12 protein-coding genes and 2 pseudogenes are annotated in these 16,639 nt (G+C 61.5%); 1 reads left to right on the forward strand and 13 read right to left on the reverse strand.

From position 1 onward, the window contains the following. Positions 1–17: 17 nt before the first annotated feature. From ACP15P_RS22000 to ACP15P_RS22060, 13 genes and pseudogenes are all read right to left on the reverse strand, one after another. Positions 18–1,118, reverse strand: coding sequence for an IS110 family RNA-guided transposase (locus ACP15P_RS22000; RefSeq protein WP_424927820.1), 1,101 nt, complete (start codon positions 1,116–1,118; stop codon positions 18–20). Between the two features lie 281 nt (positions 1,119–1,399). Further along, positions 1,400–2,413, reverse strand: a pseudogene (locus tag ACP15P_RS22005) (transposase); the annotation flags it as partial. Between the two features lie 57 nt (positions 2,414–2,470). Continuing rightward, positions 2,471–3,061, reverse strand: a pseudogene (gene istA, locus ACP15P_RS22010) (IS21 family transposase); the annotation flags it as partial. A 428-nt stretch (positions 3,062–3,489) separates the two neighbouring features. After that, positions 3,490–4,011, reverse strand: a complete 522-nt coding sequence (locus tag ACP15P_RS22015; RefSeq protein ID WP_424930614.1) for a DUF2478 domain-containing protein — start codon at positions 4,009–4,011, stop codon at positions 3,490–3,492. 12 nt (positions 4,012–4,023) lie between these two features. Beyond that, entirely contained in the window at positions 4,024–5,301 is a 1,278-nt protein-coding gene (locus ACP15P_RS22020) for a molybdopterin molybdotransferase MoeA (RefSeq protein WP_424930615.1), read from the reverse strand. Then, positions 5,298–5,930 (reverse strand): carbonic anhydrase, encoded by a 633-nt coding sequence (locus ACP15P_RS22025; RefSeq protein ID WP_424930616.1) that lies wholly within the window; start codon positions 5,928–5,930, stop codon positions 5,298–5,300. The genes ACP15P_RS22020 and ACP15P_RS22025 overlap by 4 nt, the downstream gene beginning before the upstream one ends. After that, complete coding sequence (locus ACP15P_RS22030; protein WP_424930617.1) at positions 5,920–6,489, reverse strand: hemerythrin domain-containing protein; 570 nt, start codon at positions 6,487–6,489, stop codon at positions 5,920–5,922. The genes ACP15P_RS22025 and ACP15P_RS22030 overlap by 11 nt, the downstream gene beginning before the upstream one ends. Before the next feature lie 20 nt (positions 6,490–6,509). After that, complete coding sequence (locus tag ACP15P_RS22035) at positions 6,510–7,304, reverse strand: peptidylprolyl isomerase (protein WP_424930618.1); 795 nt, start codon at positions 7,302–7,304, stop codon at positions 6,510–6,512. Between the two features lie 5 nt (positions 7,305–7,309). Then, positions 7,310–8,095 carry a respiratory nitrate reductase subunit gamma gene (narI, locus tag ACP15P_RS22040; protein ID WP_424930619.1) on the reverse strand — a complete coding sequence of 262 codons (786 nt, stop codon included), beginning with the start codon at positions 8,093–8,095 and terminating at the stop codon, positions 7,310–7,312. Position 8,096: 1 nt separating this feature from the next. Further along, entirely contained in the window at positions 8,097–8,816 is a 720-nt protein-coding gene (gene narJ, locus ACP15P_RS22045) for a nitrate reductase molybdenum cofactor assembly chaperone (protein WP_424930640.1), read from the reverse strand. 2 nt (positions 8,817–8,818) lie between these two features. Next, entirely contained in the window at positions 8,819–10,345 is a 1,527-nt protein-coding gene (narH, locus tag ACP15P_RS22050; protein WP_424930620.1) for a nitrate reductase subunit beta, read from the reverse strand. After that, positions 10,342–14,088, reverse strand: a complete 3,747-nt coding sequence (locus ACP15P_RS22055) for a nitrate reductase subunit alpha (RefSeq protein ID WP_424930621.1) — start codon at positions 14,086–14,088, stop codon at positions 10,342–10,344. Before ACP15P_RS22055 ends, narH begins: the two co-directional genes overlap by 4 nt. A 64-nt stretch (positions 14,089–14,152) precedes the next feature. Beyond that, the gene (locus tag ACP15P_RS22060) at positions 14,153–15,211 is read right to left on the reverse strand and encodes an MFS transporter (protein ID WP_424930622.1); all 1,059 of its coding nucleotides are present in this window, start codon (positions 15,209–15,211) and stop codon (positions 14,153–14,155) included. Positions 15,212–15,271: 60 nt separating this feature from the next. Between ACP15P_RS22060 and ACP15P_RS22065 the strand changes: the two genes are divergently transcribed. Next, on the forward strand, positions 15,272–16,633 hold the full coding sequence (locus ACP15P_RS22065) for an ISKra4 family transposase (RefSeq protein ID WP_424930623.1): 1,362 nt from the start codon (positions 15,272–15,274) through the stop codon (positions 16,631–16,633). Positions 16,634–16,639 lie beyond the last annotated feature (6 nt).

Genomic DNA, 16,639 nt, shown 5'->3' on the forward strand with positions numbered 1-16,639 from the left:
GATCCTTGGACGCCCTTCTAACAGTCAAGGGCTGATTTGGTCCGGGCGATCTCGAGGTTTCGTTTCCGGATGATGTGGTAAACCTCCCGGGCAAGGTAGCGCTTCAGACATCGGATCGCCTCCATTTTTGATTGGCCGTCTGCGACCCGTCGCTCAACATAAATTTTTGTTCGCTCTTCGGTTCGCAGACGGCCAATGGCGATGATGTGCAGGGCAGAGTTGGCAGCCCGGTCTCCACCGCGGTTCAAACGGTGGCGCTGAACTTTCCCCGATGACGCCGGAACGGGACTGACACCGCAGAGTGCTGCAAACCCCGCCTCCGACTGCAAACGGTCGGGATTGTCGCCAGCGGTTATCAAAAGCTGTGCCGCCGTTTCATATCCAATGGACGGGCGTGCGATCAAATCCGGTGCCAGGCTGTCGATGATTTCCTTAATCAGGGCATCGAGGTCAGCGGCCTCATCGGTCAGCTCGAGATACCGGCGTGCAAGCGACTTCAGTGCGATCCTGTAGGCCGATGTTACGTTCCCTCCGTCCGACAGATCCGGGCGCCACGCTGCAAGTGTCCGGATCAGTTGCATCCGGCTCATGGAACGGAGTTGCTCCCGCAGGTGATCCGGGGCGCTCACAATGTTGGTCTGGATCATCTGAAGGGCAACACGGCGGGCGGAGATTGCTGTTTTCCTGCAGGTTTTCAGAACACGTAACGCCTCGATCATGCCATCCCGGCTTTTGGGTGTGACGGTCCGGGCTCCAGAGAAAGCTGCATGAGCCGCGTTTACCGCATCGAGCGTGTCGTCCTTGCCGCGCCGCCGCCGGTCTGCTTTGTCCGGTGCCGTCACTTCCAGAACCGTGATGCCGGCATGCTGAAAATAGCGCAGCAGCCCCGCCCCGTAGGTCCCGGTGCATTCAATGCCGACGCGCTCCAGCTCTCCAAATGACAGCATCCAGGTCAGCATTCTTTTGTATCCATGACGCGTCGTGGCAAATGTTTCCGTTGCCAGAAGCTGATCCCGCGCATCGACAATGGCCGCGACATGAAGGTCTTTATGTGTATCGACCCCGGCAGTAACCTGGGCAATTGTTGTGGGATCAACAGTGTTGTGGTCTTTGGGCATGTGTGTCTCCGATGCTGGAATGAATTGATCCGCATCGGCCAAATGTCTGGACAGGACAGTAAAGTGACAAAAGTCAGGCCCTTCTCGGGTCACAGGCACAGCTGAGGCGGAGCCTCACCGCCCGATGCCCACAGGCCTCCGACAGGTCCAGGGAATGACACGGAAATCCCGGTCGATCGCTGTTTGGGTCAGGAGGCCTGGAACACCTTGCGGTACCAGCTTCCTCTCGGTCGACCCAATGCTGCAAGTGCCTGGGAGAACTGTCGGAAGATGGCCATCACACTATTACTATCGGTGTTGAATATCTCGGGGGTGCCGTATCCGGCCAGCGCTTCTTTCAAAGCCTCGTACCATTGCCCGGCAGGCGATTTGCAACGCAAATCTGCCGAGAGGGGCAGAATCCCGCGTCCATGCTGTTCGACAGCCGCCAACTCAGCACTTTCCGGCTGTGCCAGTCCATGATGGCAACGAGGTAGAGAAATCCCCGGCGCATAGGGATGTAGCTGATGTCGGCACACCCGTTGCCCGGCAGGCGATGTTTACATCGCCGAGAGGGAGACCTGGTTGGGCCGGCTGATTGCCAAGCCTTTAAGGAGGTACGGGTAAATCTTGTGCTCGGGATGCTTCCTGCTGGTCTTAGGCTCCTGGTAGATCGGCACCAGTCGCATGAGCCTCATCAGCCGCCGCACACGGTGGCGGCCGCATCTGTGCCCCTCTCGCTGCATGTGACGGGCCATTCGTTGGCCGGCAGGCGATTGCACAGCAATCGGCCGAGAGGCTGCCGCGACCCGTACCAGGGCGTCTCGAGGAACTGCCGGTCCCCTCCCGGCAGATTTGCAGATGCAAATCGCCTGCCGGGCAATGGATGATTTCCATGAGCTTCAGGTTCTCGGTTCTTTCCCCGCGCGGCTGATAGTAGAGAGTTGAGCGTGCCAGTGACAGCAGGCGGCATTGCCGCCGGAGGCTGAGATCGGGATGGTCTTTCTTCACCGCTTTTTGCCTCCAGTGCCGGGGACGAGACTGGAGGCTTCCGACAAAAAATCCCGTTCCACGACCAACTGCCCGATCTTTGCGTGCAGCTTTTCGACCTCTGCCGTTGATATCGGCGGCTCGGCAGTCGACGGACCGTTGAAGGCCTGTGCCATGTTCTCAATCGCGGTCCGTTTCCAGCCGCTGATCATGGTAGGGTGGATGTCATACTTCTTGGCCAACTCGGCCGTCGTCAGCTCCTCGCGGATGGCCTCCAAAGCAACCTTCGCCTTGAACTCTGCCGAATAGCGTTTCCGTTTGGTCATTTCTGTGCGTTCTTCCTCAGGCGCTACAGCTTAACACCTGGTCCGAAATCCCGCGACCACCTCTGTATTGTCATACAGGATCGACACCGGCACGCCGCCAAAAAACGTGAAGGCCGCGACATGCCCGTCACAAAACGCCTCGGTCGTCTCGGCAGGGTATGTCTTTATGAAGAGCGCGTCCGAATGTGGCATGGACATCGCGAAGTAGTGCAGCTTGCATTTGACACCGCCAATCACGCCAACCGCCTCGCCGAAATCAACCTGCGCATGCCCCGGCGGATGCGACAGCGGTACGAACACCTCGCGCGACCTCCGTTTCTTCTCCCGGACATGGTCGGTGACGATGGTGATGCCGCCAGTGAACCCGTGCTCGTCGCGCAGCCGTTCGAAGATCCGCTTCGCCGTGTGCCGTTGTTTCTTCAACTGGCTTTTGTCGTCTTCCAGGATCTGGTCGATAATCGGAATGAAGGGATCGAGCTTCGGCCGCACCGGCGACTTCGAACGCCGGTAGCCCGGTGGCACCGAGTGCTTCAGGATCTTCGCAACCGTCTTCCGGTCAATCCCGAACACCCGCGCCGCTTCGCTCTTGCTCATCCCTTCAACATGGCACGCCCGGCGCACCCGGTTGTACAGTTCCACAGAATACATCTCCCGCCCTCAGCTCATTCGCATCGGGCTCAAGATGCGGAATTTTACTCCGCGACGGTCAGATCATCCGACAGTTTCCGCTGTCCATATTGTCTCCGGGATTCACACACGGTGCACGAAATATCGCCACGCGATATATGTTACATTCGAAGGTGAGGGAGCAGAAAAATCGAAAATCGGTGCTTAGAGACAGATGACCAATTTGCATGCAGTTCCGGGTACTTGGTGTTGCAAATGCTACTAGGGCGAGTAGCGATGACCGTCAATACACCATGACACGAAACAGCGTCAGTCACGCATAATGAAGTTTATGTAAATTTTTGAAAAGCCGGGCCAACTCCGAAACCGGGCAGAACATGCTCTTTTTCAGTGACCGCCCGACCTTCAACTCGGAAAGATAAAAAACAGACCCCGACAATCGGCCGAAATCAGACCAGCATGTCAGCCGACGCGGTCATCTCGTTCACCCAAGCCATCAGCGCCGCGGGATCAGACGGTAGCTGAACTGCCAGCCCTTCCGCGAAACTCTCGAAGGCCGGTCGGTTGAGCGCGTTGAGGCCGACCAGAACGGGGATATCCATCGCGACCGCCTCGGCGATCACGCTACGCAACCCTCTCCCTTCGGCCTCGTGTTTGCCGAACTTGTTGACGATCAGCAGGTCGGCGCCGGAGGACAGGCTGGCCGCAACCATTGCGACCGCCGTTTCCAGCGCGGTCGGGTCGAGGCGGCACCCCCGCGCCTGCGGGCCGAGGTCCTGGCTGATGCGCAGAACGGCACCAGCGGGCAGCACCCGCACATCCATGTCGCAAGGGCCAGCATCGGCGCGCTCGCTGTTGATTTGGACTGTGCCGCAGCATCTGAGGCCCCGGGCCGCGAGGTCTGCTGCCAGCCGTTCAAGCACCAGATCCGTATCGCCGCGTCCCGGCGCCATCGTGTAGGCGAGTTTCATGTTCGGGCTCCTTCAGGATTGGCAGAATGGTTGGAATTCGACCAGCGCACCGGCTGGCAGGCTCTCGGCGTCGGCGGGCAGGAAGATCAATCCATCCGCCGCGGAAAGCAGGCCGACACGGGCCGAATGTGTGGCATCCTCGAAACCGACGATCTCGCGACCATGGGCATCGAAACCGGCCAACCTGACGGGCCGGAGTTCGCAGCGCCCGGGCTTGCGGCGGATCGGGCTTGCGGTCACGACATGGCGCCGGGTCGGAGTGGGTCCCTCGCCGCTCAGGGCACGGATCAGCGCCAGTCCGAAGACTTGCCATGTGACGAAGGCTGATACCGGGTTGCCGGGCAAGCCAAGCCACTGAGCCTTGCCGATACGGCCGACCGACACCGGCTTGCCCGGTTTGATCGCGACGCCGCTGAACAGGGCTTTGCCGCCCAATGCCATGACGGCCGACTTCACATGATCTTCTTCGCCCACCGAGATACCGCCCGTGGTGACGACAAGATCGGCTTGCGCCGCCATGTCGCCCAATTGACGGACAAGGCCGGAAAGGTTGTCGGCACCATGATCCGAGGCAACGATGTCGACATCCGCAGCTGCAAGGCTTGCCGTCAGCATCGGAGTGTTGACGTCCCAGATCTGGGCGGCCTCACGCGCGCCTCCGGCGCGCCGAACCTCGTCGCCGGTGACCAGTAATGCCACGCGTAGCCTGCGCCGAACGCGCAGGATGCCTGCACCGGCGGCGGCACAGGCGGCGATCTCCCTCGGGCCGAGCCTCTGCCCCTTGTCGAGGACGGTCGCGCCGCTGGCCATGTCACTGCCCGCACGGCGGATATTCAGTCCCGATCCAGGTCGGCGCGACAGATGAACCACGTCCCCGTCACGCTGAACCTCCTCCTGCATCACGACCGCGTCCGCGCCATCCGGGATTGGCGCGCCCGTGAAGATCCGGGCCGCCACGGCTCCTGCAACCGGCGTCGTCACCGCCTGCCCGGCAGGCACGCGCGCAACGACAGGCAACACCCAGGGTCCGGCGCCAGTCAGGGCCGATGTCGCGATCGCATAGCCATCCATTGCCGCATTATCGAAAGCCGGTGCCATGGACCGGGACCGGACCGGCTGGGCAAGAATGCGGCCAAAGGCGTGGCCGAGCGACAAGGCCTCGGTGCGGCCGACCGGTGCTACATTTCCTGCAATCCGGGCCAGGGCCTCGTCGATGCTGATCAGCGCGTGAAGCATGTCCTGACTGTCACAGCCGCAGCCCGGTGACGCGATGGCTTGATGGATGGTCATTGTGCTGCCTCCTCGGCGGAATGGGTAGGCTGGAAATGCCCGGGCCCGATGCTGCAATCGAGATCGCGCAGGCGCCCGTCCTTGAGCCCGTAAATCAGGCCGTGCACCCAGACATCAGCCCCGCGACGCCATGCCCTCTGAAGGATCGGCGTTTCGCAGACACGCCGAACGCCTTCGACGACGTTCAGTTCGGCCAGCCGGTCACGTTGTCCTTCGAGGTCGGGTTCGCGCCCCAAATCGACCGCGTAAGCGCGGGCCAGGCGCCGGATCGGCTCGAGCCAGTGATCGGCCAGACCGTGTGGCAGATCCTCGGTCGCGGCCTTGACCCCGCCGCAGCCATAGTGGCCGCAAACGATGATCTCGCGGACATGCAGAGCATCGACCGCGAATTCCAGCGCCGACAGGAGGTTCATGTCCGAGGAATGAACGATGTTGGCGACGTTGCGATGGACGAACACTTCGCCCGGATCCAACCCCGCGACCACGTTGGCCGGCACCCGGCTGTCCGAACAGCCGATCCAGAAGAACTCGGGCGCCTGAAGGGCGGCAAGGCGGGTGAAATAGTCTGGCTCCTCGTCGTGACGTTGTTTCGACCACGCCACGTTGCGCGCCAAGAGGTCATTCAGCATCGGTCGTCTCCGAAAAATCTGGCAGCCCGCGTCTTGACCGCATGTGTTTCGACAGGATCCGCAGATCGGCCCGAGTCAGCCGGACCCGGGCAATCGGCAAGAGGATTGCGTTCTCGGCCACCAGGTGGCGGCGCACGTGCCCCGCAAACCTGGACAACACCCCGCGCTCCCTGGCGGACAGATCACCCCCCCGATCAAGGCACCCGGCCAACATCGCACGCACCTCGGGCAGCAGACGCATCGCCTCATCCTGATCTGCCCTGATCCGGTCGATCACACCTTCGATCGCATCCTCAGCCGTGCAGCGCCGGGCAAGAAGCGGGAACAGGTCCTCTGCCTCGTCGCGCAGGTGGACATTCAGTTCCTCGTTCAGAAAGCGCAGCACCGTTGTCACTTCCCGGCGATTGAGAGCGTCTGCCGTTGCCAGCCGGTCGATCATCGCGCAAACCTGACGTTCGCGCAGGTGGTCTTCGCTGATGAAATCCAGAGGATTTGCAAGCAGGCCCAGGCTCGTCGGCTTCTCACCGCTCCCACGCAGCAGAGGCTCTGACGGTTGCATGACACGTCCTTTCGCGGGTTTCAGATCGGCGCAAGACTGGCGCCGGTGATCTTTGCGCCTTGGGCCAGGGTTTCGACAAAATCACGTGATGCCCGTGCCCAAGCCGCCTTTTCCAACGCCTGCGCGATTTTCGGGCCGACGGTATCAAAGGGAAGCACCTGCCCCGGTGCGATGGCGTTGAGGCGGATGATGTGCCAGCCATGCCGTGACAGAACGGGTGCTACGCTGATGGTGCCTTCGGTCAGGCCGCGAAGTGCTGCCTCGAACTCGGGCACGGTGTCGCCCGGGCCAAGCTGGCCCAGATGGCCACCCGATGCCTTGGAGCCGCAATCGCTTTCACGGGCGGCGGCGACAAAGCCCTTGGCGTCCCCGTCCAGACGGGCCAGCAGGGCCGTGGCCCGTGCTTCGGCTGGCGCGCGCTCAGCTTCGTCACGCGGGTCACAGGCGCACAGAATATGCGAGACATCCCATAGCGGTGCGGACCGGTAGCGGTCCGGATCCTTCGCCCATTCGTCGTGAACCGCCTCGTCCGACACGGGCGCGATGGTCAGCGCCTCGTCCAGAAGGGCGCGGATCAGGGCCTCCTCTTCAGTCTCAAAGCGGCCGGGGGCCAGCTCAAGGGGATCCGGCGTCAGGCTACGTGCCTTTGCCTCTTGCAGAAGCAGAGCACGGATCGCGAGCGCTTGGGCCGCCTTGCGCCAGGCGATGCCGGGCTTGTCCTTGGGGGCCGTGTGGTTTTGGGCCTCGGCGGCGATGGCCGCCGAGGGGATGGTTTCATCGTTCACGACAACATCGGGAAACAGGGCCATGTTCATCGCGTTCACTCCGCAGGTGTGGTGATTTTGGGACCGGTCTTACCCTGCCGGGCATCATAGGCGCGGCGGCGGTCGTTCAGCGGACGGGTCCGGCGCGAGCGCACGATTTGGTAGCCTGGCCGCGTTAGCAGGTAGCGGAAGGGTGCTGCAAATCCCGAGATCATGTGCACCAGCCGGGTGAACGGAAAGAGCGCGGTGATCAACAGGCCCAGGAAGATGTGCAACCGGTAAAGCCAGTGGACATCGATCATCGTGGTCCAGGCGTTGATGTTCCAGGTCAGGATGCTTTGTGACCAGGTCATGAAGCGGACCATCTCGGCGCCGTCCATGTGTTGCAGCGTTTGGGTGATCGTCAGCAGACCGATTGCGAGTTGCAGCCAGATCAGCACCATGATGCCGATATCCGCAAAGCTGGACGTGACCCGGATACGCGGATCGACCAGCCGCCGGTGCAAAAGCATGGTCGAGCCGATCAGGGCCGCGATTCCCGCCGGGCCGCCGATGATGACGGCAAGCCATTGCTTGAACCAATAGGGAACGCCCACCGCATCAAGTACCCAAACCGGCGTGAACAGGCCGATGAGGTGACCGAAGAAGACCGTGATGATGCCGACGTGGAACAGGATCGAGCCCCAGAACAACTGCTTCTGGCGCAGCAACTGGCTGGAGGAGCTTTTCCAGGTGAACGGGTCGCGCTCGTATCGGGCGATGGACCCGACCACAAGGATCGTCAGCGCCGCATAGGGCATGATGCCGAAGATTATGAAGTCTATGTCGAGATTGGCGAACATGTCATGCGCTCCTGTTCATGTTGGTGGGGGCGGTAGCCGCTTTGGGAGCGGGCTTGTCCATCAGAGAAAGCATGTCGCGAACCTGCGGGCAGCCCGCGTTTGGGTCGGGTCCGAAGGTGACTTCGGTTTCTTCCCAGACTGCGTCGAGCGCTGCCAGATCGGTGGGGTCGTCGTCTGGCTGCGCCAGCATATCCGCCACTGCGTTTGTGTCGGCCTGCGCACCGGCAAGCTGGGAAAGAGCGGCGAACGCGGCGGCATACCTACTCTCGCGCCGCACAAGCCGGCCAGCCAAAGCATCGAAAATATGGGCCGCATCTGCCAAGGTTTCCCGCGCCTCGGACGATGGACGCGTCGACAGAAATTCCAGCAGCACCGGCAGGTGGTCGGGCAGTTCCGTGGTGGCAGGCTCAAACCCGCCCTCCCGGTAGGTTTCGATCAGGCTGACCATCGCCCCGCCCCTGTCCCGGCTTTCGCCGTGCACATGTTCGAACAGGTTCAGCGACAGCGTCCGTGAGCGATCGAAGAGCATCACATAGCTTTCCTGAACGTCGAAGAGATCGCCCTGCCCGAGCCCATCGGCAAGCGCCTGCAACGCCGCCCGCGTGTCGGGTGCGATGCGAGGATCGGCGCCCAGAACGGCCCTAATCTCGGGCATTGCGCCTTGAAGCTCTGCGCCCGGATAGCTGAGAGTCAGCGAAAGCGCCTTGAGTGTACGGTCCATCATCAGAATGACTCCAGTGGAAGGGCAAAGGATTTCTTCTTACCGCCGAACAGGCTGGTCTTGCCCGTCTCGCCGGTAGAACAGCCGTTTCCATCAGTGAACCCGCAGCCGCCGCGGATGTCGGCGCCTTCTTCGTTCTGCTCGCGGTGCGCCGTGGGGATCGCGAAGCGGTCCTCGTAATCGGCGATGGCCATGATCTTGTACATGTCCTCGATCATCCGGCCCGACATGCCGACGCGGGCGGCGATCGCCTCGTCGCGCACACCGTCCACACTCAGCGCCCGCATGTAGAGCCGCATGGCCGACATCCGTTCCAACGCGTAAACGATGGGCTCCTCGTCGCCCGCCGTCAGCATGTTGGCGAGGTACTTGACGGGGATGCGCAGGGACCGCACGTCGGGCATCTGGTCGCTCATCGCGATCTGTCCTGCCTCGGCCGCGTTCTGGATCGGTGAGAGCGGCGGGATGTACCAAACCATCGGCAAGGTGCGGTATTCGGGATGCAGCGGGAAGGCGACCTTCCAATCCATCGCCATTTTCCAGATCGGACTGACCTTGGCGGCCTCGATCCAGTCCTCTGGCACGCCATCGCGGCGTGCGGCGGCGATCACCTCGGGGTCGTTGGGGTCAAGGAACACATCGAGTTGCGCGCCGTAGAGATCGGTCTCGCGTTCGCTGCTTGCCGCCGCTTCGATCTTGTCGGCGTCGTAGAGGATCACGCCCAGATACCGTATGCGCCCGACACAGGTTTCCGAACACACCGTCGGCTGACCACTCTCGATGCGCGGATAGCAGAAGGTGCATTTCTCGGATTTGCCGCTTTCCCAATTATAGTAGATTTTCTTGTAGGGACAGCCCGAGACGCACATCCGCCAGCCTCGGCATTTCTCTTGGTCGATCAAGACGATGCCGTCTTCCTCGCGCTTATAGATCGCGCCCGAGGGGCAAGAGGCGGAACAGGTGGGATTGAGGCAATGTTCGCACAGACGCGGCAGATACATCATGAAGGTATTTTCGTACTCTCCATAGATCTCTTTCTGCACATCCTCAAAATTGTAATCCTGCGACCGCTTCGAAAATTCACCGCCGAGGATTTCTTCCCAGTTCGGGCCTTTCTCGATCTTCTCCATCCGTTCGCCAGTGATCTTTGACCGGGGGCGTGCGGTGGGAAAGGCGTTCATGTCGGGCGCCGATTTCAGGTGGTCGTAGTCGAAATCGAACGGCTCGTAGTAGTCGTCGATCTCAGGCATGGAGGGGTTGGCAAAGATGTTGGCCAGGATCCGCCACTTGGCTCCCTGTTTGGGGTGCAGCTTGCCGCTGGCCGACCGAACCCAGCCGCCGTTCCAGCGTTTCTGGTTTTCCCAGTCGGTCGGATAGCCGGTGCCTGGCTTGGTTTCCACGTTGTTGAACCACGCGTATTCCACACCCTCGCGGGTGGTCCACACGTTCTTGCAGGTCACTGAGCAGGTGTGACACCCAATGCACTTGTCGAGGTTCAGAACCTTACCGATTTGAGCGCGAACTTTCATTCTGCTGCCTCCACTTTGCGGGTTGCGGGCGTATCGAGCCAGTCAACCTTTTTCATTTTCCGCACGATGACGAATTCATCTCGGTTGCTGCCAACGGTGCCATAGTAGTTGAAGCCGTAGGACAGCTGCGCGTAGCCGCCGATCATGTGGGTGGGTTTCAGGGTGGCCCGGGTCACCGAGTTATGGATGCCGCCGCGATTGCCGGTCTTTTCCGATCCGGGCGTGTTCACGATTTTTTCCTGCGCGTGATACATGAACAGCGTTCCCTGCTTGATCCGCTGGGAAACGACGACGCGGGCCGTCAGTGCGCCATTGATGTTATAGGCTTCCACCCAATCGTTATCGACGAGGCCTGCTTTCTGGGCGTCGATCTCGGACATCCAGACCACCGGCCCGCCCCGGTTCAGTGTCAGCATCAACAGGTTGTCGGTATAGGTACTGTGAATGCCCCATTTCTGGTGCGGCGTGATGAAGTTCAGCACCACATGCGGGCTGCCCTCGGCCGCGTCGTTGTTGACGGCGGCTGTGATGGTCTTGAGGTCGACCGGCGGGCGGTAGCTGACGAAGCCTTCGCCAAAGGCCCGCATCCACAGGTGATCCTGGTAGAGCTGTTGTCGGCCCGTCAGGGTCCGCCACGGGATCAGTTCGTGGACGTTGGTGTAGCCCGCGTTGTAGCAGACCTCCTCGGACTCGATCCCCGACCATGTGGGGCTGGAGATGATCTTGCGTGGTTGGGCGGCGATATCGCGGAAGCGGATCTTGGTGTGATACGCGCCCTCGGCCAGGTGCGCATGGTGGCGACCGGTGGGTTTTTCGAGTTCCTCCCACGCCTTCACGGCCACTTCGCCGTTGGTCTCGGGCGCCAGCATCAGGATCATCTCGGCCGCGTCGATGGCCGTTTCGAGTTTCGCGTGCCCCTTCGAGACACCCTCGTCCTGCACCACGCCATTGAGGTCGCGCAGATGGCCGACCTCGACCTTGGTGTCCCACGTGATCCCCTTGCCGCCGTTTCCGAGTTTCTCCAGGAGCGGACCGACCGAGGTGAACTTCTTGTAGAGGTTGGGATAATCCCGCTCGACCGCGATGTAGTTCGGCGCGGTCTTGCCGGGGATCAGGTCACATTCGCCTTTCTTCCAGTCCTTCACATGGGCCTGCGCCAATTCGCCGGGAGTGTCGTGCAGCAGCGGAAGTTGGACGATGTCGGTCTCGACACCCAGCACTTCGGGGGCGACCTCGCTGAACTTCCGGGCGATCGACTTGAAGATTTCCCAGTCCGAGCGGCTTTCATACGCCGGGTCCACCGCCGCCTGCAGCGGGTGGATGAACGGGTGCATGTCCGATGTGTTCAGATCGTCCTTTTCGTACCAGCTTGCTGTCGGCAGCACGATGTCGGAGTAGACGCAGGTGGTCGACATCCGGAAGTCGATGGTGACCAGCAAGTCGAGTTTGCCTTTGGGTGCCTCGTCATGCCAGACGGCCTCTTTCGGCATCACGCCGCCCTCTTCGCCGAGATCCTTTCCCATCACGCCGTGATCGGTGCCCAGAAGGTGCTTGAGAAAGTATTCGTGCCCCTTGCCGCTGGACCCCAATAGGTTGGACCGCCACACGAACAGGTTGCGCGGCCAGTTCTCCGGTGCGTCCGGATCTTGGCAGGACATCTCCAAGTCGCCAGATTGCAGCTGCTCGACGACGAAATTCTTGATCTCCTTGCCTGCCGCCTTCGCAGCTTTCGATACCTCGAGCGGGTTGGTTTTCAACTGAGGGGCTGAGGGTAGCCAACCCATGCGCTCGGCGCGGATGTTGTAGTCGATCAGGGAAATGTCCCAGTCGCCATCGGGCGCCGTGGGCGACAGGATCTCGCCCGCGCGGAGCGTTTCATAGCGCCACTGATCGGTATGGGCATACCAGCAGGAGGTCGAGTTCATGTGCCGCGGCGGGCGGTTCCAGTCGAGCGCAAAGGCCAGAGGCTGCCAGCCGGTCTGCGGGCGCAGCTTTTCCTGCCCGACGTAATGCGACCAACCGCCACCTTCCTGACCGATACAGCCGCACATCACCAGCATGTTGATGATGCCACGGTAGTTCATGTCCATGTGATACCAGTGGTTCAGACCGGCCCCGAGGATGACCATGGATTTGCCATGAGTCTTTTCGGCGTTACCCGCGAATTCACGGGCGACCGCGATGATCTTTTCGCGCTCCACGCCGGTGATCTTTTCGGCCCAGGCGGGGGTGTAGGGGCTGTCGTTGTTGAAATCCTGCGACACCCAGTCGCCGCCCAGACCACGATCAAGCCCGTAATTGGCGCAAAACAGGTCGAACACGGTAGCGACGAGGGCTCCCGAGCCATCGGCCAAGGTAACGCGGCGAGACGGGATGTTGCGGGTCAACACATCGGGATGGTCGCATTTGACGAAATCCCCCGTGGCCGCACCGCCGAAATAGGGGAAATCGACGCCGACCACTTCGTCGTGATGGCCCTCCATGATCTGGCTCAGGCGCAACTGCGCCTCGGTCCCCTTGGCACGCTGTTCGAGGTTCCACTTGCCCTCTTCGCCCCAGCGGAACCCGATGGACCCATTGGGGGCCACGATCTGGCCCGAGGCCTCGTCATAGGCCACAGTCTTCCAGTCGGGATTGTTGGTCTCGCCTAGTTTGTCGTCGAAATCTTCCGCGCGCAGCATCCGGCCCGGAACAAGGCGCCCATCCTTTTCGTCGAGACGCACCAGCATCGGCATGTCGGTGTATTTGCGGGCATAGTCCTCGAAATACTCGGCCTGACGATCGAGGTGGAATTCGCGCAGGATCACGTGGCCCATTGCCATCGCGAGCGCGGCGTCCGTCCCGGCCTGCGGGTTCAGCCAGATGTCACCGAACTTCGCTGCTTCGGAATAATCGGGGCTGACCACTGCGGATTTGGTGCCGCGATAGCGCACCTCGGTATAGAAATGCGCGTCGGGCGTGCGCGTTTGCGGCACGTTAGATCCCCACAGCATCAAGAAGCCCGCGTTGTACCAGTCGGCAGATTCCGGCACGTCGGTCTGTTCGCCCCAGGTCTGAGGCGAGGCGGGCGGCAGGTCGCAATACCAGTCGTAGAACGACATGCAGGTGCCGCCCAGCAGACTCAGGTAGCGAGAGCCCGCGGCGTAGCTGACCATCGACATGGCCGGGATCGGCGAGAAGCCGAACACCCGATCAGGGCCATAGGTCTTGGCGGTATAGGCGTTGGCGGCAGCGACGATCTCGGTCGCCTCGTCCCAGCTTGCCCGCACGAACCCGCCCTTGCCGCGCGTCTTGGTGTAGCTGGCCCGCAGGATTGGATCGTCCTGGATCGCGGCCCAAGCGGCGACCGGCGTCATCGTTTCGCGCATCTTGCGCCAGGCGCGCATCAGGGCGCCGCGGATCAGCGGGTTCTTTACCCTGTTTGCGGAATAGAGATACCAGCTGTAGGACGCCCCCCGCGCACAGCCGCGCGGCTCGTGGTTGGGCAGGCCAGCCCGGGTGCGCGGATAGTCGGTCTGCTGCGTCTCCCAGGTGACGATGCCGGACTTGACATAGATCTTCCAGGAACACGACCCGGTGCAGTTCACCCCGTGTGTCGAGCGCACGATCTTGTCGTGCCGCCAGCGGTTCCGGTAGGTGTCCTCCCAATCGCGGTTCTCGCGGGTGGTCTGACCCCAACCGTCGGAGAATTGTTCCAGCTCTTTGCTCTGGAAGAAGTTCAGTTTGTCGAGCAGATGGCTCATTGGGCTGTCCTTTCGGGTGTCTGGATCTGAGCGGCGACCTGCGCCGCCCGGGAATGCGGTTGGGTCATTGTGCGGGTTGCGCGGCAGCGCCTTGCGGGGCGCGGCCATGTTCGATGTCGTGGAGTAGGCCGCCGGGGCGCGTATAGACCGCCCAGGTGATGACGACGCAGATCACGTAGAAGATCAGGAAGGCCCAGAGCGCGCCGACCGCGGAGCCCGTCATCGCGATGGACGTGCCGTACGCCTTGGGGATGAAGAAGGCGCCGTAAGCCGCGATGGCCGAGGTGAAGGCCACGATCGCGCCGGATTCCATGGCGATCTGCCGCTTGCGTTCCTCGACGCCGAGATGCGGCATCAGGCGCGGAACTTCGCGGCCCATGATGACCGGGATCATCTGGAAGGTGGAGGCGTTACCGACACCGGTCAGGAAGAACAGCGCCATGAAGCAGGCGAAGAAGCCGATGAAGGAGCCTAGTCCGAGGAAGGTGATCACGCCGAACGTGGCCACGATCATCAGAGCAAAAGTCCAGAAGGTCACCCGCCCACCGCCGAAGCGGTCGCTGACCCAGCCGGTTCCGGCGCGGCTGAGCGCGCCCACCAGCGGGCCGAGGAACACATAGTTCAGTGCGTTCACGTCGGGGAAGGCCAGCCTCGTCAGCAACGGGAAGCCCGCAGAATATCCGATAAAGCTGCCGAAGGTGCCGGTGTAGAGGATACACATCAGCCAGTTCTGTTTGCGGCTGAAGATCACGGCCTGATCGGCGAAGCTGGCACGCGCATCGGCGATGTCGTTCATACCCAGCCAGGCGGCGACGGTGGCCGCAACGATGAAGGGCACCCAGACAAAGCCTGCGTTCTGCATCCAGAGCTGACCGCCATCGGACATGGTCACCGGCTGGCCGCCAAGTGCGCCGAACACGCCCGCCGTGATGACGATGGGCACGAGGAATTGCATGACCGAGACACCGAGGTTGCCGAGGCCCGCATTCAACGCAAGTGCATTGCCCTTTTCGGCCTTGGGGAAGAAGTAGCCGATATTGGCCATCGAGGAGGCGAAGTTGCCACCGCCGAAGCCACAGAGCAGCGCCAGCACGAGGAAGATGAGGGGGAGTGGACAAAACATGGGGGTCGTCGTCGGTGGTCTGGCCTGTGCTAAGGTAAGCTCTTTGCGAGGGGGGCTGCCATGGACGTTCGGATTACGATCGAAACGATTTTCGACAACGGGGAGAAGCGTACCCATCAGCTTGATAGCATATCTCGACCCTACCGGGTTACCTGCCCAGACGGGATCGGGCTGCGCCTTGAGGATGGGAAGAGGATCGTCGAACAGATCCAGAGGGTAATCCTTTACGATCAGGTCGAGGAGATCACTCGAGAGAGCCGCATATGCCCGGATTGCGCCTCGGTTCGTGCCATTCATGACTATCGCACGCGCGTTCTTGACACGCTCTTTGGTCGGGTTCGGGTCAAAGCCGCGCGCTTGCGCCGCTGTTCTTGTGATGTGAGGTCAGCGGCGATGCCCGGCGGGCCTATTTTTCCGCTGGCCTATTTCTTTCCAGACCGAGCTACCCCGGAACTGCAGCGGCTCCATGCGGAGCTTGGGTCCCGGCATTCCTTTCGCGAAGCCGCACGGCTGATGAAGAGCTTCTTGCCCTGCCACCCGCCCCATCACACCACGGTGCGTGACCGGTTGGGTAGAGTCGCCACGGGGCTCGAGAAAAGTCGAAGGGCATCAGTCGATCCCGTTGAAGCACCGCCCAAAGGTGGTTTGACGGTTTTTCTGGACGGTGCGCATATCCGCTGTCGACCGGAGTATCAGCAGCGACACCTGGATCTTGTGGTCGGTAAGATTGAAAGCCGCAATATGTGCCGACGATTTGGCTTGGTCGCCAATGCGACGGCATCGCCAGGCAGCCGAATGCGAGACGAGCTGTCAGACTTCGGATGGAAGCCAGGCCGTCTGTTGACGGTGATCTCGGACGGCGAGCCAGCTTTGCCAAATCTGATCCGAAATGCCACCAACGGCGACGCCCCGGTGAAGCATATTCTCGACTGGTGGCACATCTCCATGCGTGTGCAGCATGTCGAGGCAGCCATTCAGGGGCTCGTCCAGACACAAAGTTTTGCCGGCAATCCAGTGCTGTTCCAGCGCCCTGCGAAAAGCCTCCGCTGGTGGCTTTGGCACGGCAGAGCACGTGTCGCGGAAACTTATCTGAAGGGGCTCATGCACGATTGCGCCCGCCTTGCGGAAGAACCTCTGGCTGTCCGCACCGCTGCCGCTCGCGTGCAGGTCCGCTGCGAGACACTGTACACCTATCTCGCGAACAACATGGAATCCCTTGTCGACTATGGCCGACGGTACCGTAAAGGGCTGCCCATCTCGTCTTCTCGTGCCGAAGGATCAGTCGATGACATTGCCAATTCCCGCATGGGAAAGCGCAGAAGGATGAGGTGGTCACCAAAAGGGGCTCACCGAGTTGCCATCACACGTGCCGCCGTCCTCGACGGTCGCCTGACGGTTGCAAACAGCAAACGCGCCACATGACCCCCA

This window comes from Amaricoccus tamworthensis (assembly GCF_049800875.1).
GTDB lineage: Bacteria > Pseudomonadota > Alphaproteobacteria > Rhodobacterales > Rhodobacteraceae > Amaricoccus > Amaricoccus tamworthensis.

Bases quoted from the DNA above. Each gene is read 5' to 3' on its own strand.
- ACP15P_RS22055 (WP_424930621.1), bottom strand. From the start codon at position 14,088: ATGAGCCATCTGCTCGACAAACTGAACTTCTTCCAGAGCAAAGAGCTG.
- narH (WP_424930620.1), bottom strand. From the start codon at position 10,345: ATGAAAGTTCGCGCTCAAATCGGTAAGGTTCTGAACCTCGACAAGTGC.
- ACP15P_RS22035 (WP_424930618.1), bottom strand. From the start codon at position 7,304: ATGAACATGGCCCTGTTTCCCGATGTTGTCGTGAACGATGAAACCATC.
- ACP15P_RS22020 (WP_424930615.1), bottom strand. From the start codon at position 5,301: ATGACCATCCATCAAGCCATCGCGTCACCGGGCTGCGGCTGTGACAGT.
- ACP15P_RS22065 (WP_424930623.1), top strand. From the start codon at position 15,272: ATGGACGTTCGGATTACGATCGAAACGATTTTCGACAACGGGGAGAAG.
- narJ (WP_424930640.1), bottom strand. From the start codon at position 8,816: ATGGACCGTACACTCAAGGCGCTTTCGCTGACTCTCAGCTATCCGGGC.
- ACP15P_RS22015 (WP_424930614.1), bottom strand. From the start codon at position 4,011: ATGAAACTCGCCTACACGATGGCGCCGGGACGCGGCGATACGGATCTG.
- ACP15P_RS22060 (WP_424930622.1), bottom strand. From the start codon at position 15,211: ATGTTTTGTCCACTCCCCCTCATCTTCCTCGTGCTGGCGCTGCTCTGT.
- narI (WP_424930619.1), bottom strand. From the start codon at position 8,095: ATGTTCGCCAATCTCGACATAGACTTCATAATCTTCGGCATCATGCCC.
- ACP15P_RS22025 (WP_424930616.1), bottom strand. From the start codon at position 5,930: ATGCTGAATGACCTCTTGGCGCGCAACGTGGCGTGGTCGAAACAACGT.
- ACP15P_RS22030 (WP_424930617.1), bottom strand. From the start codon at position 6,489: ATGCAACCGTCAGAGCCTCTGCTGCGTGGGAGCGGTGAGAAGCCGACG.
- ACP15P_RS22000 (WP_424927820.1), bottom strand. From the start codon at position 1,118: ATGCCCAAAGACCACAACACTGTTGATCCCACAACAATTGCCCAGGTT.